General features: G+C 63.5%; 26 protein-coding genes. 10 read left to right on the top strand and 16 right to left on the bottom strand.

Annotation, left to right across the window (positions count from 1 at the left end):
- Nucleotides 1-475: 475 nt before the first annotated feature.
- Both rpsI and rplM read right to left on the bottom strand, forming a co-directional pair.
- The gene (gene rpsI, locus RE429_RS11115) at nucleotides 476-952 is read right to left on the bottom strand and encodes a 30S ribosomal protein S9 (RefSeq protein ID WP_370437553.1); all 477 of its coding nucleotides are present in this window, start codon (nucleotides 950-952) and stop codon (nucleotides 476-478) included.
- Nucleotides 953-955: 3 nt separating this feature from the next.
- Nucleotides 956-1420, bottom strand: coding sequence for a 50S ribosomal protein L13 (gene rplM / locus RE429_RS11110; RefSeq protein WP_414470842.1), 465 nt, complete (start codon nucleotides 1418-1420; stop codon nucleotides 956-958).
- A gap of 284 nt (nucleotides 1421-1704) precedes the next feature.
- Here rplM and RE429_RS11105 point away from each other — a divergent pair, with 284 nt between their 5' ends.
- The gene (locus RE429_RS11105) at nucleotides 1705-2337 is read left to right on the top strand and encodes a glutathione S-transferase family protein (protein ID WP_414470841.1); all 633 of its coding nucleotides are present in this window, start codon (nucleotides 1705-1707) and stop codon (nucleotides 2335-2337) included.
- 62 nt (nucleotides 2338-2399) lie between these two features.
- Here RE429_RS11105 and RE429_RS11100 read toward each other — a convergent pair whose 3' ends face one another.
- The gene (locus RE429_RS11100) at nucleotides 2400-2837 is read right to left on the bottom strand and encodes a PaaI family thioesterase (protein ID WP_414470840.1); all 438 of its coding nucleotides are present in this window, start codon (nucleotides 2835-2837) and stop codon (nucleotides 2400-2402) included.
- A gap of 49 nt (nucleotides 2838-2886) precedes the next feature.
- Here RE429_RS11100 and RE429_RS11095 point away from each other — a divergent pair, with 49 nt between their 5' ends.
- On the top strand, nucleotides 2887-3411 hold the full coding sequence (locus tag RE429_RS11095) for a CoA-binding protein (RefSeq protein ID WP_414474171.1): 525 nt from the start codon (nucleotides 2887-2889) through the stop codon (nucleotides 3409-3411).
- Nucleotides 3412-3510: 99 nt separating this feature from the next.
- Nucleotides 3511-4794, top strand: a complete 1284-nt coding sequence (locus RE429_RS11090; RefSeq protein ID WP_414470839.1) for an O-acetylhomoserine aminocarboxypropyltransferase — start codon at nucleotides 3511-3513, stop codon at nucleotides 4792-4794.
- A gap of 189 nt (nucleotides 4795-4983) precedes the next feature.
- On the opposite strand, the gene RE429_RS11085 is transcribed toward RE429_RS11090, so the two are convergent.
- Nucleotides 4984-5661, bottom strand: coding sequence for an AAA family ATPase (locus RE429_RS11085; protein WP_414470838.1), 678 nt, complete (start codon nucleotides 5659-5661; stop codon nucleotides 4984-4986).
- Nucleotides 5662-6087: 426 nt separating this feature from the next.
- Between RE429_RS11085 and RE429_RS11080 the strand changes: the two genes are divergently transcribed.
- Nucleotides 6088-6504 carry a DUF1236 domain-containing protein gene (locus RE429_RS11080; protein WP_414470837.1) on the top strand — a complete coding sequence of 139 codons (417 nt, stop codon included), beginning with the start codon at nucleotides 6088-6090 and terminating at the stop codon, nucleotides 6502-6504.
- A 63-nt stretch (nucleotides 6505-6567) separates the two neighbouring features.
- On the opposite strand, the gene RE429_RS11075 is transcribed toward RE429_RS11080, so the two are convergent.
- Nucleotides 6568-7668: a COX15/CtaA family protein gene (locus RE429_RS11075; RefSeq protein ID WP_414470836.1), complete on the bottom strand. Its 1101-nt coding sequence runs from the start codon at nucleotides 7666-7668 to the stop codon at nucleotides 6568-6570.
- A 125-nt stretch (nucleotides 7669-7793) separates the two neighbouring features.
- Here RE429_RS11075 and RE429_RS11070 point away from each other — a divergent pair, with 125 nt between their 5' ends.
- Complete coding sequence (locus tag RE429_RS11070; RefSeq protein ID WP_414474170.1) at nucleotides 7794-8003, top strand: DUF2842 domain-containing protein; 210 nt, start codon at nucleotides 7794-7796, stop codon at nucleotides 8001-8003.
- A 73-nt stretch (nucleotides 8004-8076) separates the two neighbouring features.
- Here RE429_RS11070 and RE429_RS11065 read toward each other — a convergent pair whose 3' ends face one another.
- From RE429_RS11065 to RE429_RS11045, 5 genes are all read right to left on the bottom strand, one after another.
- Nucleotides 8077-8271: a hypothetical protein gene (locus tag RE429_RS11065; protein ID WP_414470835.1), complete on the bottom strand. Its 195-nt coding sequence runs from the start codon at nucleotides 8269-8271 to the stop codon at nucleotides 8077-8079.
- Nucleotides 8272-8409: 138 nt separating this feature from the next.
- Nucleotides 8410-8787 carry a hypothetical protein gene (locus tag RE429_RS11060; RefSeq protein ID WP_414470834.1) on the bottom strand — a complete coding sequence of 126 codons (378 nt, stop codon included), beginning with the start codon at nucleotides 8785-8787 and terminating at the stop codon, nucleotides 8410-8412.
- A gap of 173 nt (nucleotides 8788-8960) precedes the next feature.
- The gene (locus tag RE429_RS11055) at nucleotides 8961-10004 is read right to left on the bottom strand and encodes a response regulator (protein ID WP_414470833.1); all 1044 of its coding nucleotides are present in this window, start codon (nucleotides 10002-10004) and stop codon (nucleotides 8961-8963) included.
- 12 nt (nucleotides 10005-10016) lie between these two features.
- A complete protein-coding gene (locus tag RE429_RS11050) occupies nucleotides 10017-12176 on the bottom strand; it encodes an ATP-binding protein (RefSeq protein ID WP_414470832.1) in 2160 nt (719 codons plus the stop codon).
- 2 nt (nucleotides 12177-12178) lie between these two features.
- Nucleotides 12179-12685 (bottom strand): oxidoreductase, encoded by a 507-nt coding sequence (locus RE429_RS11045; RefSeq protein WP_414470831.1) that lies wholly within the window; start codon nucleotides 12683-12685, stop codon nucleotides 12179-12181.
- A 336-nt stretch (nucleotides 12686-13021) separates the two neighbouring features.
- Between RE429_RS11045 and RE429_RS11040 the strand changes: the two genes are divergently transcribed.
- Together RE429_RS11040 and RE429_RS11035 are read left to right on the top strand one after the other, a co-directional pair.
- The gene (locus RE429_RS11040) at nucleotides 13022-13453 is read left to right on the top strand and encodes a BA14K family protein (protein ID WP_414470830.1); all 432 of its coding nucleotides are present in this window, start codon (nucleotides 13022-13024) and stop codon (nucleotides 13451-13453) included.
- A 259-nt stretch (nucleotides 13454-13712) separates the two neighbouring features.
- Nucleotides 13713-13988: a hypothetical protein gene (locus tag RE429_RS11035; RefSeq protein WP_370437568.1), complete on the top strand. Its 276-nt coding sequence runs from the start codon at nucleotides 13713-13715 to the stop codon at nucleotides 13986-13988.
- On the opposite strand, the gene RE429_RS11030 is transcribed toward RE429_RS11035, so the two are convergent.
- The gene (locus tag RE429_RS11030; protein ID WP_414470829.1) at nucleotides 13918-14988 is read right to left on the bottom strand and encodes a L,D-transpeptidase family protein; all 1071 of its coding nucleotides are present in this window, start codon (nucleotides 14986-14988) and stop codon (nucleotides 13918-13920) included. The two genes, RE429_RS11035 and RE429_RS11030, sit on opposite strands and share 71 nt — an antisense overlap.
- 78 nt (nucleotides 14989-15066) lie before the next feature.
- Complete coding sequence (locus tag RE429_RS11025; RefSeq protein ID WP_414470828.1) at nucleotides 15067-15771, bottom strand: extensin family protein; 705 nt, start codon at nucleotides 15769-15771, stop codon at nucleotides 15067-15069.
- A gap of 284 nt (nucleotides 15772-16055) precedes the next feature.
- Between RE429_RS11025 and RE429_RS11020 the strand changes: the two genes are divergently transcribed.
- Nucleotides 16056-16439 (top strand): hypothetical protein, encoded by a 384-nt coding sequence (locus RE429_RS11020; protein ID WP_414470827.1) that lies wholly within the window; start codon nucleotides 16056-16058, stop codon nucleotides 16437-16439.
- A gap of 41 nt (nucleotides 16440-16480) precedes the next feature.
- Here the strand turns inward: RE429_RS11020 and RE429_RS11015 are convergent, their stop codons facing one another.
- From RE429_RS11015 to RE429_RS11000, 4 genes are all read right to left on the bottom strand, one after another.
- A complete protein-coding gene (locus RE429_RS11015; RefSeq protein WP_414470826.1) occupies nucleotides 16481-16795 on the bottom strand; it encodes a hypothetical protein in 315 nt (104 codons plus the stop codon).
- Between the two features lie 273 nt (nucleotides 16796-17068).
- The gene (locus RE429_RS11010) at nucleotides 17069-17896 is read right to left on the bottom strand and encodes a carbohydrate ABC transporter permease (protein ID WP_414470825.1); all 828 of its coding nucleotides are present in this window, start codon (nucleotides 17894-17896) and stop codon (nucleotides 17069-17071) included.
- The gene (locus tag RE429_RS11005) at nucleotides 17893-18771 is read right to left on the bottom strand and encodes a carbohydrate ABC transporter permease (RefSeq protein ID WP_414470824.1); all 879 of its coding nucleotides are present in this window, start codon (nucleotides 18769-18771) and stop codon (nucleotides 17893-17895) included. Before RE429_RS11005 ends, RE429_RS11010 begins: the two co-directional genes overlap by 4 nt.
- 64 nt (nucleotides 18772-18835) lie before the next feature.
- A complete protein-coding gene (locus tag RE429_RS11000; RefSeq protein ID WP_414474169.1) occupies nucleotides 18836-20041 on the bottom strand; it encodes an ABC transporter substrate-binding protein in 1206 nt (401 codons plus the stop codon).
- Between the two features lie 324 nt (nucleotides 20042-20365).
- Between RE429_RS11000 and RE429_RS10995 the strand changes: the two genes are divergently transcribed.
- Together RE429_RS10995 and RE429_RS10990 are read left to right on the top strand one after the other, a co-directional pair.
- Nucleotides 20366-21124: an SDR family oxidoreductase gene (locus RE429_RS10995; RefSeq protein WP_414470823.1), complete on the top strand. Its 759-nt coding sequence runs from the start codon at nucleotides 20366-20368 to the stop codon at nucleotides 21122-21124.
- Nucleotides 21125-21136: 12 nt separating this feature from the next.
- Nucleotides 21137-22210, top strand: a complete 1074-nt coding sequence (locus RE429_RS10990) for an ABC transporter ATP-binding protein (RefSeq protein WP_414470822.1) — start codon at nucleotides 21137-21139, stop codon at nucleotides 22208-22210.
- Nucleotide 22211: the final 1 nt, after the last annotated feature.

Below are 22211 nucleotides of genomic sequence, written 5' to 3'. Positions count from 1 at the left end.
GATCGTTCAGGAGACCGCTTCGGGCGCGCGTCAGGACCGGCTGCAGCTCGCGGCCGCCCTCTAGTGCCTCCGATCGGGTGACTGCCTCTTTACAGGGAAGTTTGACCGGCTGACCCGCTCGACGTGCCAGTTTATCGAGACGATGGAGGAGCTGAAACGCTAAGGCATCGAGTTCGCGCTGACGGCGCAGACCGATACCATCTGCCCAGGCGACGGGCTCGCATTCACGATCCTTTCCGCTGTCGTGCAGTTCGAGCGCGATATGATCCGCGAGCGCTCAAGCAAGGAGAACATCAAACGCAAAAATGGGAACCGGTTTTGCGTGAAAAGACGCTCAACAGCACAGACTTCCAGCATCGGATGCGGGTTCGATGGCGCGGGGGATGGCATCGCGACATGGAAGACCGCGCCCGAGCAAACAAAAAAGGGCGGCCCGGAAGCCGCCCTTTTCTTGGGAATGATAGCCTGGAAGCGATTAGCGCTTCGAGAACTGGAAGCTGCGGCGAGCTTTCTTCTTGCCGTACTTCTTGCGCTCGACGACGCGCGGGTCGCGGGTCAGGAAGCCTTCCTTCTTGAGCGGGCCGCGAAGCTCCGGCTCATAGTAGGTCAGCGCCTTGGCGAGGCCGTGGCGGACCGCGCCGGCCTGGCCGGAGAGGCCGCCGCCGTTGACGTTCACGACGATGTCGTACTGGCCTTCGCGCTGAGCGATCTGAAGCGGCTGCGACAGGATCAGGCGGAGAACCGGACGAGCGAAGTAAACTTCGACGGCGCGGTCGTTGATGATGATCTTGCCGGAGCCGGGCTTGATCCACACGCGGGCGACAGCGTCCTTACGCTTGCCGGTGGCGTAAGCGCGACCCAGGGAGTCGAGCTTCTGGACATGCTTCGGAGCTTCCGGAGCGGCAGTCTGGGCGGACTGGCCCAGATCGGCGAGAGACTGAAGGGTCGCCATGGATTAGGCCCTCACGTTCTTGGCATTCAGGGCAGCCACGTCCAACACTTCCGGCTGCTGAGCCGTATGCGGGTGCTCGGCGCCGCCGTAGACGCGCAGGTTGCCCATGATCTGGCGGAAAAGCGGGCCGCGGGGGAGCATGCGCTCCACGGCCTTCTCGACCACGCGCTCAGGGAAGCGACCTTCCAGGATGAACCTGGCCGTGCGCTCCTTGATGCCGCCCGGATAACCGGTGTGATGGTAGTACACCTTCTGCTCGCGCTTGCGGCCGGTGAACACCACCTTGTCGGCGTTGATGACGATAACATTGTCGCCGCAGTCGACGTGGGGCGTGTAGTTTGCCTTGTGCTTGCCACGCAGGCGCATGGCAACGATCGTCGCGAGACGGCCCACAACCAGGCCCTTCGCGTCGATCACAACCCACTTCTTCTCGACCTCGGCGGGCTTCAGCGAAGTCGTAGTCTTCATTGCGCTGTTTCCCGTTGGAGCCCGTCAGGGCTCAGGTTCTGAAAACGACAAACCGCCGCGAGATGCGGCGGCGAGTGAGTGAGTGTTTAGTGACTTTCGTGCCGCAAGTCAACGGCATTCGCGACGATCAAAAATAGGCAAAAGCCATCTATTATCAGCAACTTAACCTGTGCTGGTATCTAAATACCGCTAGTGTGGTATCATAAAACCACATGCCGTTTGCCGATCCAAGCCACTCCGGCTATCGTTCCCGTCGCCAGCTCCCCTGAACGAGGACTTAAACCATGGCCGACGATCTGATTTTCTATACCAATCCCATGTCGCGCGGGCGAATCGTCCGCTGGATGCTCGAAGAGGTCGGCCAGCCCTACAGAACGGAAGTTCTCGAATTCGGCACCACCATGAAGAGCGCGGACTTTCTCGCCTTCAATCCCATGGGCAAGGTTCCGACCATCATCCATAACGGCACCGTCGTCACCGAAGGGGCGGCCATCTGCGCCTATCTGGCAGACGTGTTCCCCGATGCGGGACTGGCGCCGCCCCACGGCGACCGCCGCCGCGGTCCCTATTACCGCTGGATGTTCTTCGCCGCCGGACCGGTCGAGGCCGCCTTGAGCAACAAGTCCTTGGGATTCGAGGTGCCCCCGGAACGGCGCGGCATGATCGGATACGGCAGCGTCGAGGATGCGGTGAACGCTCTCGAATACGCCGTCACGCAATCCGAATACATCGCGGGCGACCGCTTCAGCGCGGCCGACGTTTATGTCGGGTCGCAGATCGGCTGGGGCATGATGTTCGGCACCCTCGAAAAGCGCCCTGCCTTCGAGGCCTATTGGCAGCGGATCAGCAGCCGCCCGGCCGCGATACGGGCGCGGGAGATCGACGACGCATTGGCCGCAGCTAGGCAGAAGGGTTAGAGCCTCGAACGCGGGAAGTGGGGACCGGTTTTGCGTGAAAAGATGCTCAAGCCAGGAGAGCATTAGCGGCGATCTGGGATCGAATAGGTCCCGGTTGCATGGCAGACGACGTCGGAACCGCCTTCCGAGACCATCGAGACCTCGCCCACGGCGAGCCGCTTCCCGAGTTTCAGGAGGCGGCATTCCGCGATCAGGGGGCGCGGCTCGGGCTTCCTGAGAAAGTTGAAGTTGAGGCTCGTGGTGACGGCGAGCGCCACGGGACCGACATGGGCGAGAATCGCGGCATAGAGCGCGAGATCCGCCAGGGTCATCATGGCGGGTCCGGAAATCGTGCCGCCCGGACGAAGATGGCGTTCGTGATAGTCCATGCGCATGCGCGCGCAGAGCGGCCCGATCTCTTCGAGGAAATAGCTCTGCCCGCCCATATGCATTTGTGGAAACTCCCGGTCCAGGAACGCGATCAGATCGTCCTTCGTCATGACCGGATGATGGGATGCCATGCGTCAAATGCTCGTTGAACTGCCCTGGGCTATCCCATACGTTGCCGCCATGGATCACAGCAATTACCCGAACGATTACATCCGCGGCATTCTCAACAGCGCGAAGACCATCGCGCTGGTGGGCGCTTCCGCGAATCCGGCCCGTCCGAGCTGGATCGTGACCAAATACCTGCTGGAGCGGGGCTACGACGTCATTCCCGTCAATCCGGGAATCGCCGGCACGGAACTGCTGGGCAGGAAGGTCTATGGCTCGCTTGCCGAGGTGCCCGGCCCCATCGACATGGTCGAGATCTTCCGCAACTCGGAAGCGGCGGGCCCGATCACGGACGAAGCCCTCGCGCTCGATCCCCTGCCGAAGGTGATCTGGATGCAGCTTTCCGTCCGCAACGACGACGCGGCGGCGAAAGCCGAGGCGGAGGGCATCAAGGTGGTGATGGACCGCTGCCCCAAGATCGAATTCGGGCGCCTCTCCGGCGAGATTTCCTGGCAGGGCGTGAATTCGCGGATGCTCAGCGCCAAGAAGCCGGTGCTCTCGGGCAAGGGCTTTCAGAAGCTCGGACTCAATCGTCCATAAGTCTCGAAAAAGGCGCCCTGCCCCCACCTTGACCGGACGAACAATTCGTTCTTTAAAGAGAACAGAACAACGTCCTCACGAGGAAAAAGGGCTTCTGCCATGACTGACCGTTTGCCGGGCTTCAATACGCTTGCCATCCATGCGGGGGCCGCCCCCGATGCCGCGACCGGCGCACGGGCGACGCCGATCTACCAGACGACGTCCTTCGTCTTCGACGACGTGGACCATGCGGCCTCCCTCTTCGGCCTGCAGGCCTTCGGCAACATCTATTCCCGCATCGGCAACCCGACCAACGCAGTCCTCGAGGAGCGCGTCGCGGCCCTCGAAGGCGGCACGGCGGCCCTGGCGGTCGCTTCGGGCCATGCGGCCGAGTTCCTGACCTTCCACACCCTGCTTCAGCCCGGCGACGAGTTCATCGCGGCCCGCAAGCTCTATGGCGGCTCGATCAATCAGTTCAACCACGCCTACAAGAACTTCGGCTGGAACGTGGTCTGGGCCGATTCCGACGATCCGTCGACCTTCGAGGCCGCCATCACGCCGCGCACCAAGGCGATCTTCGTCGAATCGATCGCCAATCCGGGCGGCGTGATCGTCGATCTGAAGGCCATCGCGGCGATCGCCAAGAAGCATCGGATTCCGTTCATCGTCGACAACACGATGGCGACTCCCTACCTGATCCGCCCGTTCGAGCACGGCGCGGACCTCATCGTGCACTCCGCCACCAAGTTCCTCGGCGGTCACGGCAACTCGGTGGGCGGCCTGATCGTGGATGGCGGCTCGTTCAACTTCGCAGGCGACGACCGTTACCCGATGCTCTCCAAGCCGCGTCCGGAATATGGCGGCATGGTGCTGGGCGAGACTTTTGGGAATTTCGGGTTCGCCATCGCGGCCCGCGTCCTGGGCCTGCGCGATCTGGGCCCCGCCCTCTCGCCCTTCAACGCCTTCCTGATTCTCAACGGCATCGAGACCCTGCCGCTGCGCATGCAGCGCCATTCGGACAACACCCTGGCGGTGGCGGAGCATCTGGCGAACCACGCCAAGGTCTCCTGGGTCAGCTATCCGGGCCTGGCGTCCGACCGCTACCACACCCTCGCCCAGCAATATTGCCCGAAGGGCGCCGGCGCCGTCTTCACCTTCGGTCTCAAGGGCGGCTACGAGGCGGGCGTGAAGCTGGTCTCGAACCTCAAGCTGTTCTCGCATCTCGCAAATATCGGCGACACGCGTTCATTGGTGATCCACCCGGCCTCGACCACGCACCGGCAGCTCACCGACGAGCAGAAGACCTTGGCGGGTGCCGGACCGGAGGTGGTGCGCCTCTCCATCGGCCTCGAAGACAAGGAAGACCTGATCGACGACCTGAACCAGGCCCTCGACGCGGCTTAATAAAGCATCTCGGTCGCCTCAACTCCTCGTCATGCCCGGCCCTGTGCCGGGCATCCACGTCTTTACCCGCTGCGGTTCCTCAAGACGTGGATGGGCGTGACGAGCACGACCATGACGAAAAACCGCGGACAGCAGGCAACAAAAAAGGCGGCTTCGAGCCGCCCTTTTTGTTGGAAATCCGGATCCCGGTCACGCGGCGCGTGAGGAGCCGCCGGTCTTCTTGTAGGTGTTGTGAATGGCGTTGAGGGAGCGCTCCAGCGCCGTCCAAAGGCGCCCGATCTCCTCGGCGCCCTGAGAATTCGGCTCGTATTCCCTCGCGCCCTCGCCTGTCGCCAGGGCCAGGGTCAGTTCCGGACGATGGGTGATCTGGCCAGCCCAAACGGGAACCTGCAGGGCATTCAGCGCGCCGCGGGCATCGGCCACCACGGGCGATTCCGCATCGCCGTGCTTGGCCGGGGCGGCATTGATCACGGCGGCGTAGGGCTTGCGCAGCTCGCGCGCGATCTGGACCGTATCCTGCAGGGCCGCGATATCGAACAGGCTCGCCCGGGTCGGGACGATCACGAGCGTGGCATGCCGGATGGATTCGGCGACGACGTTGGACTTGTTGGGCGGCGTGTCGACCAGGACCCACTCGTAGCCTTCCCGCTTGGCGTCCTTCAGGGCGTCGCCGAGATTGCGCACATTGTGCCGCAGGCTGAGATGCTCCTGATCGCGAATCTTATGCCATAAGGACAGGGAACCCTGCGGGTCGTTGTCGATCAACAACGTCTTGCGCGACGGGTTGGCAATGTAGCTCGCAAGATGAGCAGCGAGCGTGCTCTTACCAGAGCCGCCTTTCCGCGAAGCAAAGACCAGCACATTCATGCCTGACTCCTCATAAGCCTAAGAATGCCCGCAGCCCTCTGTTAACGCGAGCTTAATATTGTTCATCTGTACCAGAACAAGACCTGATTTCCTAATTCCACCTTCGATCACTCTGTGCATATCCCCAAGCAGAGAACGCGCGGATTGGCAAAACTGCATACCGCAGCGTCAGGAAGATTTGCTGGCTTGTAAAGGTCTTCCGGACCTCCGCCAGGACATGAAGGACGGCGACTAAACGACTGATATGACGAATGGATCCGCACGAATTCGGGAAACGATCCCAAGAGGGTTTCGTTTCCGGGAACAACCGGGGACCAGAACTATTTCCTCGAAAGCATCCCGGCGCGCAACTTTATACCGGTTACGGAACCACCTTTTTGCTTAGTCGTTAAGCTCCCGACTTCACCATTGAATTGGAGCTGACACATGTCGAAGAAGGTTCTCTTTGCAGGCGCTGTTCTCGTGGCCCTCGCCCCCGTGGGCGCCTTCGCCCAGGACCCGGCGGCCGGTGGCGCCGCGGCCGGCGCGGCGACCGGTGCCGTGGGCGGCGCGATCGTCGGCGGCCCGATCGGCGCGGCGGTCGGCGGCGTGACGGGCGCGATCGTCGGCGGCCTGGCGGGCGAGTCCCAGCCCCGCTTCCGCCAGTACGTCATCCAGCAGGAGGTTCCGTCCTACCGCTATCAGGAAGAGGTTCGCGTGGGCACGGTGCTGCCGACCTCGGGCGTCAGGTATTATGAGGTTCCGGCCGAGTACGGCGTGAGCCAGTACCGCTACACGGTGGTGAACGACACCCCGGTTCTGGTCGATCCCGGCACCCACCGCATCGTCCAAGTGATCCGCTAAGCTCATCCGCCAAATTCTTGGCGGGATGACGGAGTCAGGGCGGCCTTCGGGCCGCCCTTCTCGTTATCGGGCCAAGCTGACGCGGGCGTGGACCACGGTCATGGCCAGCACCGCCATGGCGAAGACCTGGTGGGCAAGTCCGGCCCAAAGCGGCACCACGAGGAGAAGGGTCGCGATGCCGAGCGCCATCTGGGCCAGGGCGAGACCTGCGATGCCGGTGGCGCGGCGCGCGGCGCCGGATCCCGGCGCCTGCCGGCGCAGGCTCCAGGCATGCCAGATCGCGAGGGCGACGACCAGATAGGCCAGCATGCGGTGGTTGAACTGGACCAGCACGACATTGTCCACGAAGTTTTCGATCCAGGGTTTGACCGAGAACAAGGCCGACGAGGGCGGGATCAGGCTCCCGTCCATGAGCGGCCACGTATTGTACGTGTATCCGGCCTTCGAGCCGGCCACGAGGCCTCCCAAGGCGATCTGCGCCAGAACGAGGATCACGAGAGCACGGGGCGAAAAGCCGATTCCCTTCTCGGCCGGCGACGCGCTGCGGTCCTTCAACCCTGCGGCCACCCAGACCAGACAGACCAGGATGACGCTGGCGACGGTCAGATGCAGGGCGAGCTTGATGGGTGCGACGGCGGTCATGCCGGGCTCGAGACCGGACGCCACCATGATCCAGCCGATGGCGCCCTGCAGACCTCCCAGAGCCCCGATGCCGAGCAATGTCAGCGCCAGACGGCCCTTGATGGTCCCGCGCGCCCAGAACCAGACCAGCGGCACGAAGAAGACGAGGCCGATCAGGCGGCCGAGCTGCCTGTGGCCCCATTCCCAGGCATAAATGAACTTGAACTCGGACAGGGTCATGCCCTTGTTGACGAGTTCATATTGGGAGATCTGCCGGTATTTCTCGAATTCGGCCTGCCAGGACTGTTCCGTCAGAGGCGGAATCGCGCCGGTCACGGGCTTCCATTCCGTGATCGACAGGCCCGAGCCCGTCAGGCGGGTGGCGCCGCCCACCGCGATCATCAGCACGACCAGGACGGCGAGAGTGTAGATCCAGGTTCTCACGAGAGTCCGGGACCGAACGTGCGGCGATCGGCTTTCGGGCGATTGGCTTTCGGAAAGGCGCGCCAAGGACGCGCCCTCGGGTGAGGCTGCGACAGCCATGCTCGTTCTCACTGGTAATTTAAGACTTGAACCCGGGTTACGGCTTGTCACATAGAGGCTGGGCCGCCGAAGGGCAATCAATGACAGTGACGCACCGCCCTCGGGCGGGGCCGGAAGGGTTCACCATGGGCATGCGATGGCGCAAACTGATCGGGACGGTGGCGATGCTGCTGTTCATCATCACCTACGCGCTGTTTGCCATGGCCTTGGCGGAAGGCCGCATCACCGAGGCGCCGAAGCTGGTCCAGACCCTCGCCTATATCGTGCTCGGCCTGATCTGGATCGTGCCGCTGATGCCGCTCGTGCGATGGATGGCCAAGCCGGACAAGTCCTAGGCAAGTCGTAGAGCGGCGTGCGAAGAACCGGTTCCCACTTCCTCGAACGCTGCTCGAGGTTGGGGCCCTTGATCTACGCCCCGCCGATCCCTTCGATGATCTTGCCCGTGCCGCCGCAGATCGGACAGGCGGCTGCGCCGATGCGCCCGCTGCCCTTGCATTCGGGGCAGATATTTTCGCCGGTGCCCGGGCTGCCCGGCTCGGCCTGGTCGCCGGGATTCAGTTTCGGCGGGTCGGATGCGCCTTGATCGCGCGATGAATGGCTCATGACGGGTCTCACGGTGTCGCCTCATCCGTCAACGCGACAGCGGAATCGCGGTTTCTCTCCATTCCTCAAAAGAAAAGACCCGCTGGAAGCGGGCCCGTTCTCGATCCGGCATGGATCCTGTCAATCGCAACCGGTCTATCAGTTGCAAACCTGGCGGGTCCGATATTCCCAGCCCCAGCCGGGAACCCATTCGCGGAACTGCTCGGTCGTGCAGCGCTCGACATAGACCCGGCGCGGCGCGTGGCGGTACACGATGGGAGCCGGCTCCTCCACATAGACGCGGGCCGGCGGAGGCGGCGGCGGGGGAGCCACATAAACGGGAGCGGGAGCCGCATAGGCGGGCTGCGCAACCGTCGCGCCGACGATGGTACCGACGGCAAGCCCTCCCAGAACGCCGACGGCGGCGGCCGCCCCCGGGGACATGCGATCGCGCGCGGCTGCCGGCTCGGCGGCGGCCAGACCGGCCACCAGCGCCAGGGCGGCAGTCGTGCCGGAGAGGAGATTGAAGACCTTCATAGCTCGTCACCTACAAGCAGGAGGGAGAATTCCTTTCGCCCTTTCTTGGCAGTGACTATAGGGCCGCAAACCTCACTGGAAGCTGAACAGATTGTGGCAACGCCGGGACCGAACTCTGTTTCAAAAGAGACGGTGAATAACTCCTTAATACTCCCCGCTTCCGCCGCGGCCGGTCAATCTCCCGCCGTCCGCAACGGCACCGACAGCAGAACGCGCACCAGATCCGCCTGCCGGTTCGTCTCGGTCTTTCTGAACAGGTTCTTCAGATGGAACACGACCGTCGTCTGGGCGACTTCGAGTTCCTCCGCGATCTGGTCGAGACGCTTGCCGTCGATGAGCAGCAGCGCCACCCGTGTCTCGGACGGGGTGAGGTTGTAGAGCCGCACCAGCGTATCCCCGGACACCTTGGTGCGCTGCTCGGTGTCGATGACGAGCAGCACGACCGCTTCGGGACGCTCGTTGGCGGAAAAGCGCTGTCCGGGCACGAGCACGAGATAGGGACGCCCGCCCGAACTGCGCGGGAAGGACACGATCTCGTCGAGGGTTTCCTCCTCGAAGGCCTTCTCGATGGCCTGGTAGAGCTTGGCATTCTGTTTGACGGCCGCGCCTTTCAGGATGCCCGAGGAGACGCCGATTCCGTCGTTCTCTCCGGCGATGCGCTCGGCCTCCTTGTTCATGAGCCTGACCTCCCCCTTCTCGTCGACGATCACGACGCCGACGAGGAAGCGGTCGAAGGCGAAGGTCGCCTTGTAGAGCGCCTCCACGGCTTGCCCGCGGGACGACCTGAGAACCTCCTGCCAGGCTTCTTCCGCGCGGCTGACGGCGCTCGACTGGACGCGGGCCACCTGACTGAGGCGCGCGGCGATCGTGGCGAGCAGGATCTCGTAATCGATCGGCTTGACGAGGTAGTCGTCCGCGCCGGCCTGCTTTCCGACGAGCACGTCGTTCCGCTCGGCCAGGGCCGTCAGGAAGATGAAGGGAACATCCGCTTTGTCCCCCTGCTCGCGGATCGCCTTGAGGACCTCGTAGCCGCCGATGCCCGGCATGGTGATGTCGCAGAGCACGAGATCCGGACGCTCCGTTGCGAGCAGCCGGAGCGCTTCGTTGCCGTTGGACGCCTGGAGGACACGATAATCGGCCGTTTCCAGCTCTTCCGCCAGATCCGTCCTCAAATCGTCCTCGTCCTCGACGCACAGGATCGTTTTCTGATGATTCATGGGTTTCATCACTCAAGCAGCCTGCTGCGCCTGGTCGGCATGCGACAGCGGCAGGTCAAACGTAAACAGGGAGCCCTCGGCCTCGTAGCTTTCCACTTGGATATCTCCTCCGTGCAAGTGCATGATCCTTTGTGCGAAATTCAGTCCGATCCCGGTTCCGGCGATCCCCGTGGCGGTTCTCGCGCGATAGAAGCGATCGAAGATCTTGGGCAATTCATCGGCCGGGATGCCGATGCCCCAGTCCCGAACCGAGCAGAAGGCGCGCGCGCCCTCGGCCCAGACCTTGATCTCGACGACCGGCTGCTCGCCTGAATATTTGACGGCATTCGACAGGAGATTGATGAAGACCTGCTCGATCAGCATGGTGTCGCAATACACCCGGATGGCCTGGTCGGGGACCTGAAACAGGATCTTGGAGTGAGAACTCAGCTCGCTCTGCCGCTCGCCGATATCCATGACGAGCTGGACGAGATCGCAGGGTTCCGGGTTCAGCTCGATCCGGCCCTCGTCGAGTTTGGCGGCGTTCAGGACGCTCTCGACAAGGCGGGGCAGGCGATTGCCGGCGTTTCTGATCTTCTGAATGCGGCCCAGGAGCTCGTCCGAGGTCAGGTTCGGCCCGCGCCGGAGAATTCGCTGCGCGCTCGAGTCCAGGATCGCCAGCGGTGTCCGGAACTGGTGGGACACCATGGAGACGAAGTTGCGATACGCATTGGTCGTCACGCGTTCGCGATCGAGAGCCGACTGAAGCGCCTTCGCCACCTGCTTGTAGGCCGAGATGTCGGTGATCCGCACGAAGATCGTCGCCCCATCGGCCTTCGAGACGGACAGATGGGCCCAAATGTCCTTCTTGATCAGAACGTCGACTTCGATCTCCTCGAAGGGGGGCTGGGTCACGAGAAGCCGCTGATCCGCGCCTTCGCACATGGCAAAGCAGCGCAGAAAGACCGGCAGGCTCATTTCCTCCCGGCACCAGAGCGCCACGGGCGCGGCGGCCCAGACCTGTTCGTTCGCGAAAAGAAGCCTGCCGGTCCAGTCGAAAGCCGCGAACCCCTCCGAAGCGGATTCGATGGCCGCGATCAGGCGCCGCTCCGCCTGCCTCAGAGCGGCGGTGCGCTGAAGGACCTTGATCTCCAGGTCGAAATTCTCCCGCTCGGCCTGCTTGCGGGCGAGCCATTGCTCGGTCACGTCGCGCACGAAGGCGATGCCCAGCTTGCGCTGCGCCATGGAGACGGGAAAGCAGTTGATCTCGAGGCAACGATCCAGACCGCCCGCCTGGCCGCCCGCCTCGCTGCTCGTCTCGTCCTCGAAGATCGAACTCTCGCCCTCGATCGCGAGATGGAGGGAGTGGATCATCTCCGGCTTCGAGAACAGCGGGTCGAGATCCTGCATCAGGCGGCCGATGGCCTCGTCGGGCCCGACGTTGAGCAGACCCTCCATGCCCGGATTCCAGAGCAGACATTCGAGCTTCTCGTCGAACATGACGATGCCCTGGTTGCTCACGTTGTTGATGACGAGATCCGAAAGCTCCTGCTCCTGTCGCAGCAGCTGCTTGGCCTGACTGGCCTCCTGAACGCCTCTGAACAGCCTGACCAGCAGAAATGCGGCGCTCAGGAAAATGCCCGTGAGAAAGGCGAGGCTCTCCAGCACCACCCGCAGATACATGGCCCGCTTGAACGCGGTGTCTGTCCGGTTGAGCAGCATGACGTCGTTGGCGGCGTCCCGCAGGGTGTAGCCCAGCTCCCGGACCTGCACGCGCAAACGTTCGGCCTCGTCCGGCGTCATGGCCTGCCCGACCAGGGCCTCGGCGAGGGTGAGCTGAAGATAGCCGACCTTCAGATCGCCCAACAAACCGATCTTGGCGATGATCTCGGCCTGGGGCCCCTCCAGCAGGACGGCGACACGGCTGATCAGGATCGGCAAGCGAAAGTCCGGCGCCTGCTCGGGATCGGCGAAGTCTTCGCCGGCGGCGGACCGGGCCAGACTTTCGGCCGTGAGCGCCGCCTCGAACTGGGCCTGGGAAATCATCCAGAGATTGGCATGGGTATCCTCGCTGCGCAGGTCGCGCTCGATATCGAACAACCGCACCACGGCGAAGCTCAGCGAGACGGCGAGCACCACCGTCGTCAGCAGCGTGAGCAATCCCGCCTTGTGGGTGTTGAGGTTCAATGTCATGGTCACTCGACGCGCAGCTTGTTCAACTGCCAGATCCAGCGGGCGTCATAGATCGACGTCTGCAGAGCCGGATGCGCATCGCGCGGATAGACGATCCACAACGGCCCCTTGTCGCGAAGCTTCAAGACCTGTCCGTCGACGCGCATGGCGATGATGGGCTCGTATTTCAGGTCCTCGACGGGAATGGTGATCTTGTAGCTGTTGTGGGCCGAAGCGACGATGGATGTTCCGCTGGCTCCCACCCGCTCCAGGGCGGACCGCAGGGACACACCCTCGAAAAGCTGCCTGGTGGCCGACATGGTGGAAAAGGTCGTGATCGAGGCGGCCCCCAAGGCTTCGAGCATCTCCCGGTCGAACCGGGCCTCCTGCCCGGCATTGGTCTGGTCGATCCTGCCGGAAATCGTCAGCAGCACGGGTCCCGTCGGCGGCGGCAAGGGCTCCGCCGCGCATGCAAAGGAATTCCATCCCAGAAAACTCGCCAGCAGCCCCAGGAGTCGGATGTACCGCATGGAATCCCCGCTGAACTATTACGTTAGAACATACGCTTTCTGGACGATTTCACCATAAAAATCCAGGGCGCTGCCTCGGCTGTCCGGCCACGGCTGTCCGCCCCCCGGGAGCCGAGTTCCCACTATATCCCGTTTCACCGCCCATGAAACGTGCCCGCTCCGACGAAGGCTGCCGAATCCCGGTAGAACTAAGTCATTGCTATTGCAGGAAATTCACGCCGCCATGCGCCCTCATGGCAAAAATCACGGTAACGTTTGCAACCTTGGCCTGGGGCGGTGTAACGTCGGCCCGAGACAGCCTTTCGATGCTGCCGAACCGCAAGATCAGGAGTCCCAATGCGCAAATTCGCCGTCACTCTCGGAACCGCCGGCATTCTTGGAGCCCTCCTCGTCTCCAGCCTGCCCGTGCAGGCGGAACCGCTCCAGAAGCGTGCGCTTCCTTCAATCGAACAATCCTATCCCAACGAAGGATACACTCAATACCGTCCTTACCGGGGATACCGTCCTCCGCCGCCCTATTATCATCGCCATTACCGCCGGCACGACGGCGGCTCCGCCCTGGCTGCCGGAGCCGTCGGTCTGGCCGCGGGCGCTTTGATCGGCAGCGCGATCGCCGGCAGTCAGGCCCAGGCCGCTCCGCCGCCGCCTCCCGGCACGGTCGATCCGCAGCTTGCCGCGTATTGCGCCCGCAAGTACCGCTCGTACGATCCGGCGTCGGGCACGTTCCTGGCGACCAACGGCATGCGGTACGTCTGCACCTACCCGTAACCGGCATCGTTTCGAGACGGGTTCGCTTTCGCAGCAGGCCCGCCGCACCGCGGCGGGCCTTTTCGACGACCAGGCGCATCCTGCCAAGACGCAAGACCGCCCGCGACGATGCGCCCGCCCGGGACGCAATCACCGGATCGTTTCCCGGAATGGAGTCCACTTTTGGGTGCGATGCTCTAAAATTGCTCGGAACCCGAAAACCCAACTGCAGAATCCAACCGCAGAATCCAACCGCAGAATCCAACCGAAGGAAACGTTCATGGCCCTTCCTCCCGACAGCAGCGGCACCGTCATTCCGCCCAACGAGGCAGCCATCGTGACGGCCAGCAACATGACGGAGCTGGAGCTTGTCCTGCCGGACATGGGCGACGAAGATCTTCCGGAGATGGCGATCTTCCTCGTCGCCTGCGCCATGCGCTTTCACAGCGACCCCAGCTTCGTGCAGGAGCAACTGGAATGGCTCGTCAAAATGCATGACACCGAAGTGGACGAGGGTCTGAAGCCCGACCAGTTGAATTCCGCCAACGACGATTGAGACGTGGTCTTCGGGCGTCAGTCGAGAAAATCGACCGGCGTCCTTTCTTGACCATTCCCGCGAGGTCCTCCGCGTCCCAGTTGGTCAGCCGCACGCAGCCGTGAGAATAGGCTTTTCCGACCTTTTCCGGCTCCGGCGTCCCATGGATGCCGTAGGACTCGATCGAAAGGTCGATCCAGACCGTTCCGACAGGGTTGTTGGGCCCGGGTTCGATCTCGAATTTTTCCTTCGCCTTCACGCCCTTGAAGCCATAATCAGGATTGTAGGTGTAGACGGGATTGTGCGCGACCGCCTTCACCGTATAGCTGCCCGTCGGCGCGGGCTTCTCTTCGCTGCCGATGGAAGCGGGATAAACCGCGAGCACGGCGCCGTCCTTTCCGAGCACGCGCACGATACGTTCGTTCTTGACGACTTCGACCCTGTCGGCCTTCGGACGATCCTTTGCGCCGTCCGGTGACGCGACATTCGCCACGACGATCGATTCCCCTGCCCTGTCGAAGCGCTTGCCCGGGTTCAATTCCTTGAGCAGATTGATGTCCATGTGGAATTTCTCGGCCAGCAGCTCCTCGGGGCTCGAATACGACAGCCGCTCGAGCTTGGCCTGATCCTCCATCCGCTCCGGGATCGCCGTGAAGGGCCCTTTCACGTCGTCCTCGGCGATCGTGTAGGACATGAGGACGGGGTCGGACGACGTCCCGTTGAGTTTCGCCAGGAGCGCTTCGTCGACCGTCCCATCGGCCTCGAGTTCGTGGGCCCGTTCGAAGGCCCTGATGGCGTTCCGGACGTTCTCGCCATCGCGCCCGTCGATGACGCCTGGAGAGAACCGGGCCCGGTCGAGGAGGACCTGCGCCTTGATCAGAATCGGGCTGACATCGCCCTCGGAGGCGACCGACGGATCCGAGGCCCCGTTCACCGCCTCCATGGTCAGATCCCGCGAGGAAGCGGCGACACTTCCCGTCATGCACAGGAGACCGAACGCCACGCATACCATAACTCTCATTCTTCACTCCGCACCGCGCGCCCCGGAACGGGGCAGGCGTCATGTCAAAGACCGACGCCCGTCCGGCGTTCCTCGCACTCACTGACAAATTCGGTAATCGTTCTTGCGCGCCCGCATATCGAGATGCAGGTGGTTGCCGTGATCGGCGTCGGCGCCGGGCCCCAGCACGGTCTTGAAGATCTCGCAGGCCCCCTTGTGGATGGCGGACTGGAAGGCGGCCTCCGGTGAACCTTCGGGCTGGAACGTGATGGTCAGCGGGGGCCTCCTGTCGAACGCGAATCCCATCACGTCCACGCCGTTCCCGAACGCATGCTCGCTCCGCTTGCCGCCCGAGCGCTGATCCCGGCATTGATAGGACGTGCCGATGAGGAGCTTAGTCGGCGCACTCTGGAAATGCTCCTTCGCGCGGGGCAAGACGACATCGCCGACCCAGTGGGCGAGACTTTCCGCATAATGACATTCCATCAGGGAATCCGGCGCGACGTCGACGCCGTTCGCGAGCGCCTGGACCGCTACGGGGTTGCCGATCCGGCAGTCGTCCCCCTCCACCGGAGGGCGCTTCTCGAACTTCAGCCCGAGCGCCTCCAGCCGTCCGATGCAGGCCATGTCGGCCTCGCTCGAAGACGCGGCCTTTCCTTCCTGGGGATCCTGTCCTTGGGTCTCCTGTCCTGTCCGCGGATCCGGTTTCGGCGGCCCTTTCCGCTCCTGGGCCTGCTCCTGGGTCTGCTCCCGGGTCTGCTCCTGGGCCTGCGGCGTCAGCCCCTTCGGCCGTGCCGGCGGCAAGGGAGGCGCGGTCTCCTGAGCAAAAGCGCCCCAGGGGAAGATGAGCACGGCCGCGAGAAGCAAAGGCCCTGCCGGATGCGGCGAGGATCGTTCCGAGCGGTGTTCTTTCGGTCTTGAAGATTTCCCGACAAGCTTTGCCATGTCCGTCAACCGGCACTGGCAAGCTTGCGTTCCGTCATCCCTTTGGATGTCTTGCTCTATTCTCGAACCCGCACCACATAGTCTTGAGCCTTGAAGATCTTCGTCTCGCGGCGGGCCGTTCCGCCGCTGGGAAAGGACTAGTGATGAGCCTGATTTCGCTTCCGCCCGCAGAGTATGGCGAGGGACTGGAGCTGGGCTCCAAGCTCCACGAGCTTCAGGAAACCCAGGCCACGAAACGCACCGCCGAACTCCAGGCGAGGGTGGCGCGCCTCCGGGCGGAGCTGGAGGACGCCGAACAGCAGTTGGAATACGAGCAGAACCGCTGGCCGGAGGTCGGCGAGTTCGTCCGCTGCCCGCTCACCGGCTTCTTCGGCCAGGTCACGAAGGTCACCCCCCGCGCCTATGGCCGGCCCTGGGTCGAGATCCTGCTGTATCTCGACGCGACCATGCCGGGTCACGCCAAAATCGACCTGTTCGCCAACTGGGAGCTGATCGACCCGCCCATGGTGGACGAGCAGGCCGCCTGAGGGCCATTGGGGGCCGCCCCATGGGAGCAGCCCCTTTTTCCTTAATGGGTGGCTCCTGCCCGCACATCCTCGGGCCTGGTCGGCCTGGGCAGCCTCGCCTCGTCCGCGCGCTGGCCGGACCGCACGTTCTGGGTCGGCTCGAACGCCTGCGTGACGAACCGGGGACGGTTGCGGAGATCCATCAGGGCGCGAAGCTCGGCGGCCGCAAGATCCATGGCCTTCGCGTCGCGCCAGCGTCTGCGGAATCTGGGCTGCCGCGAAAACAGGCTCCAGACGCTCTTCACCTCCTCCTCGACCTGTAAGATGATCCGCCCGGAAAACGATTTCCGGAGGTTGAAACGCCCCGTCAGAGCCATTGTCCTGTTCCTTGCTGGGAATTCTTCGACCAGCCTCCCGATAGGGGATCGGCGTCGCCAAAGCCTTAAGACACAAGGTAAACGGGCATGAGGCGCAACGCCGCAACCGGACCGTCGAGAGATCCCGTCCGGCGGCTTCGTCACGGTCTCCGTTGGATGGTCCCGTGCACGATGGCATCGGACGTGACATCGAAGTCGGATCCGATGCTGCAAGGTGATGTCGCTGAGCATCTTTCCACGCAAAACCGGTACCCACTTTTCACGTTCGATGCTCTATTTGACCGCTCCCAGCGCGAGGCCGCGCACGAGAAAGCGCTGCAGCCATGCGAAGGCGATCGCGACCGGGATCGTCGCCGCGAATGTGGCGGCCATCACATGATGCCACTCCACGGTGTAGCGGCCCGATACCAGCGAGAAGATCTGAATGGGAAGGGTGTAGCTGTCCTGCGAGCGCAGGAGCGTCAGGGCGATGACGAACTCGTTCCACGCATTGATGAAGGTGAAGATCGCCGTCACCACCATCGCGGGCACGGCAAGGGGAAGGAACACCTTCACGAGGGTTTGGGCCCGCCCCGCCCCTTCCATCCAGGCCGCCTCCTCCAGATCGACCGGGATGGTGGCAAAATAGCTCTGCAGCATCCAGACCGAGAAGGCGATGTTGAAGGCCGCGTAGACGACGGTCACGGCGTTGATGTTGTCGATCACTCCGAGCGCCACCATCAGGCGGAACAGCCCCACCACGAGAACGATGGGCGACAGCATCTGCGTGACCAGCAGGAACTGGCGGTAGAATTCCCGCCCCTTGAAGTCGAAGCGGGTCAGGGCATAAGCCGCCGGAATGGAAACGATCAGCGATCCCAGCGTCGCCAGCACGGAGACGAAAAGCGAGTTCCTCAGGGCATTGCCGAAATTCGTCGCGACCCACATGGTCCGGAAATTCTCCCACGCGATCCGCGACGGCCACCAGGTCGGCGTCAACACTTCCGTGCTCGGCTTGAGGGCCGTGATCACCATCACGGCGAAGGGAAAGATCGCCGCCACGACGATCGGCGAGAGCACGAGCCAGCAGACGAGCGAGCGGCGGAGCTTGGCGGAGTTCATGCTTTCGCTCCCCTGGACGCGGTGAGCCGCACATAGATCAGCGTGAAGACCAGCAGGATGCCGAACATCACCAGCGAGACGGCGGAGGCCTCGCCGAGCTTTCCCAGCCGGAACCCGACCTTGTAGAGATAGGTAACGAGGATGTCGGTGGAGTTCGCCGGGCCGCCCTGCGTCATGGCCCAGATGATCGGGAACGAGTTGAACACATAGATCGTGTTCAGCACGAGCGCGATGTTCAGGAAGGGCGCGATGAGCGGCAGCGTGATGTGGCGAAACTGCTCCCAGCGCCCGGCCCCCTCCAGAGCCGCCGCCTCGTAAAGATCGTCCGGGATTGAGGCGAGGCCGCCCAGGATGATCGTGACGGTGAACGGGATGGTCACGAGGATGCCGATGAGGATCTGCATCGGGAAGGCGGTCCTCGCCTCGGCGAGCCATTGGATATTCTCGTCGATGAGGCCGAAATCCATGAGGGCCGAGTTCAGCATGCCGCTCTCGCCCGACAGGGCCCAGCGCCAGACGATGGCCGTCATGGTGAGCGAAACCGCCCAGGGCAGCATGACGAGCACGCGGGCGAGATCGCGTCCGTAGAAATCCTCGTTCAGGACCAGGGCGACGGGGACCGAGCACAGGATGGCGCCTCCGACCACGCCGATGGTCCAGATCCCCGTTCGCCAGAGTGCGTCGATGAAGTTCGGATCGTCGAGCAGCGCGCGGAAATTCGCCATGCCCACGAAGTCGCGCAGCTGGCCGAAGCGGTTCACGCTGTGGCTTGCGAGCTGCGCCAGCTCGTTGACGGGCCAGATCACGATGAGGGCCGCCAGGATGAAACTGGGTAGGATGAGAACGTAGGGCGCGACCACCCGTTTCGAGGTCATTGACATCCCGCTGGCTGAACGAACGGACGAGGGGCCGGGCGGCGGGCCCGGCCCCCTTTCGCGGTTACTTCTTCAGAACCGCATTCGCCTTGGCGGCCGCCTCCTTCAGGGTCGGCTCGATCTGTCCCTGGCCGAGATAGATCCGCTGCAGCGCCGAGGTCGTGGTATCGGCGATTTCCTCCCAGCCTGCGATCACCGGGGCGAAGCGCGCGATCGGGAGAAGGCTCGTGAAGACCTTCAGGTCCGCGTTATCGGCGAAGTACTTGTCCTCAGCCTCGGCCTTCGTCACCGGCAGGAAGCCCTCGTCGACCGTGAACCTGATCCGCTGCTTGGGCTGGAACAGGAAGTCGAGGAACTTGAACGCCTCGGCCTTGTTCTTGGAGTTCTGGAACAGGATGACGGAATCGGTGACGCCGTAGGTGCCCTGATCCCCGCCCGGCCCTTTCGGGATCGGAGCCACGCCGTATTTGAGGTTCGGCGCCTCGGCGCGGATCTGGTTCGCCAGGAACGGAGCGGTCATCATCATGCCGATCTTGCCCTGCTTGAACAGGTTCTGCACGTCCTCGCGCGCGTAGGACGTCACGCCCGGCTGCGTCGCCCCCTCGTCGATGAGGCGCTTGTAGAGCGACGCGGCGTCGACGGCGGCCTTCGAGTCGAGCCCCGACTTCCCGTCCTTCACGATCTCGCCGCCGAAGGACCACATGGCATAATAGAAATAGACGTCGGTCTCGACTTCCTTACCCTGAAGACCGAAGCCGTAGACCCCGTTGCCGAGGGCGGTGATCTTCTTCGCGTCCGCCTCCAGTTCCGCCCAGGTCTTCGGCGGCTCGGACAGGCCGGCCTTCGCGAAGAGGTCCTTGTTGTAATACATCGCGCGCGCGGACGCGGCGATCGGCAGCCCGTAGGTCTTGCCGTTCATCACGGACGGGGTCAGGAACGTCTCGATGAATCGCCCCTTGATCTCCGGCGTCATGTAGCCGTCGAGCGGCTCCGCGATCCCCTGCTCGACGAAATCGACGAGCCAGCGGGTCCCGATGATCGAGAGGTCCGCATTGGCGTTCGCCGAGATGTCGGTGGTCAGCTTCTGAAGAAGGTTGTCCCACGGCACCACCTCGAACTGGATCTTGATGCCCGGATTGGCGGCCTCGAAGTCCTTGGCCACCTGCTCGAAATAGGGACCGGTCTTGGCCGAATATTCCGCAACGGTCATCCGGACCGTACCTGCATTCGCCGACGCGGAGAGAGCGACGGCCCCGACGCCCGCGAGCATCAGTCCCTTGAGATTGAAGAAGCTGTTCTTGTGCAGTGTTTTCACGTGTATGTTCCCTCTGCTAGAGCTGTTTCCACTGACGTGGAAGGAGCTCTTTTCTTTGCTTTGCCGCATTTTTGGACGGCGAACCGGATCCACGTCGCCGAAAAAATGCTTGAGGGCCGCACACCCTAGAAAAGCAGCCCGGCAGCCTGCATTGTTGTGAAAGATAATTACTTAGGCAAGGCTATACTTACGTATATTCCTGGCTTTGATGTTGCTAATTTTCATAAATCGCTTCAGCCTTGTCGCTCTCGAAACCAGGGAGCAGGTCGGAGCGGTCCGTTGAAGAACAGCTTGGAAGGCCGGTTGGCCGTCATTACGGGCGCGGGCGGCGGCATCGGCGTCACCATGGTCGAGCGGTTCCGGGACGCCGGCGCGCGGGTCGTCGCCTGCGACGTCTCGGCCGAGGCGCTCGCCGGGCTGGACGTCGCCCACAGGGAAGCGTTCGACCTCGGCGATGCCGACGCGTGCAGAACGGCTTGCGCGCGCATTCAGGAACGCGTCGGCCTGCCCGACATCGTCGTCAGCAATGCCGGCTATACCCGCGCGGAGACCCTCGAACAGGTCGACGACCGGGCCTGGAACTTCGAACTCGACGTGAATCTCAACGGGGCCCGCAATTTCACCGCGCCGTTTCTCGAGCCCATGAAGGCGAGAGGCTCCGGCGTGTTCGTCTTCATCGCGTCCGTGAACGCCCTCGCCCATTTCGGCAATCCCGCCTATGCGGCCGCCAAGGCGGGCCTGGTGGCTTATGCCCGGGCCATCGCGACGGAATGCGGGCGACACGGCATCCGCTCGAATGCGATCTGCCCGGGCTCCGTGCGCACCCATGCCTGGGATCACCGGATCGAGAAGGATCCCGGAATTCTCGACAAGGTCTCGCGCCTCTATCCTCTCGGCCATATGGTCACGCCCGCCGACGTGGCGAATGCGGCGGTCTTTCTCGCGTCGCCCTTTTCGGCCGGGATCACGGGCGTCGCCCTTCCCGTGGATGGCGGCCTCATGGCCGGCAACCTGCCCTTCATCGATGCGATCAGGTGAACGGAGCGCCCGATGGCCGATCTCCACCTCGTCAATGTGAAGAAGCGCTACGGCACTCTCGAAATCCTTCATGGGATCGACCTTTCGGTCGAGGACGGCGAGTTCGTCGTGCTCGTGGGTCCGTCGGGCTGCGGAAAGTCGACCCTTTTGCGCATGATCGCCGGACTGGAGACGGTCTCCGAGGGCGAGATCCGCATCGGCGGCCGCCGCGCCAACGAGGTGCCGCCGCAGAAGCGCAACATTTCGATGGTGTTCCAGTCCTACGCCCTGTTTCCCCACATGACGGTGAAGGACAACATCACCTTCGGCCCGCGCATCCGCCGGGAGAACGCCGAGGAGACGGCGCAGAAGCTGAAGCGCGCGGCCTCGACCCTGAATCTCGGCGCGTATCTCGACCGCAGGCCCGGCCAGCTCTCCGGCGGCCAGCGCCAGCGCGTCGCCATGGGACGCTCCATCGTCCGCAACCCCGATCTTTTCCTCTTCGACGAGCCGCTCTCCAACCTCGATGCCAAGCTTAGGGTGCAGATGCGCACCGAGATCAAGGCGCTGCACCACAAGTTCGAGAGCACCATCGTCTATGTGACGCACGACCAGATCGAGGCGATGACCATGGCGGACCGCATCGTCGTCATGAACGCCGGCCGCATCGAACAGGCCGGCACTCCCCTGGAGCTCTACGACGGGCCCGCCAATGTTTTCGTCGCGGGCTTCCTCGGCTCTCCGGCGATGAGCTTCCTCGACGCGACCATCGTGCGATCGGGCGAAGGAATCTTTGCCCGCCTCCCGGACGCCACGATGGTGCCGGTCGCTGGATCGACTGCTTCAGACGGCGCCGGCGTGACTCTCGGCATCCGGCCGGAGCACTACCGGGTCGACCCGGCCGGGCCGATCCGGCTCGTGGTCGACCTGATCGAGCCGACCGGATCGGAGAGCCACATCTACGGGCATGTCGGCGCAGCGGAGGTGCGCGCCGTGCTCCGCGAGAGGATCGCCCTCGATCCGGGCGGGACGCTCCGCCTCTCGGTCGATCCGGCGAAGGTCCACCAGTTCGACGCCGCGACCGGCCTGCGCCTCCCGGGAGCCTGAC

Source organism: Microvirga sp. M2 (assembly GCF_047497095.1).
Lineage (GTDB): Bacteria > Pseudomonadota > Alphaproteobacteria > Rhizobiales > Beijerinckiaceae > Microvirga.
Note: the sequence above shows the minus strand (reverse complement) of the source record. Positions and strands in the feature narration are given on the sequence as shown.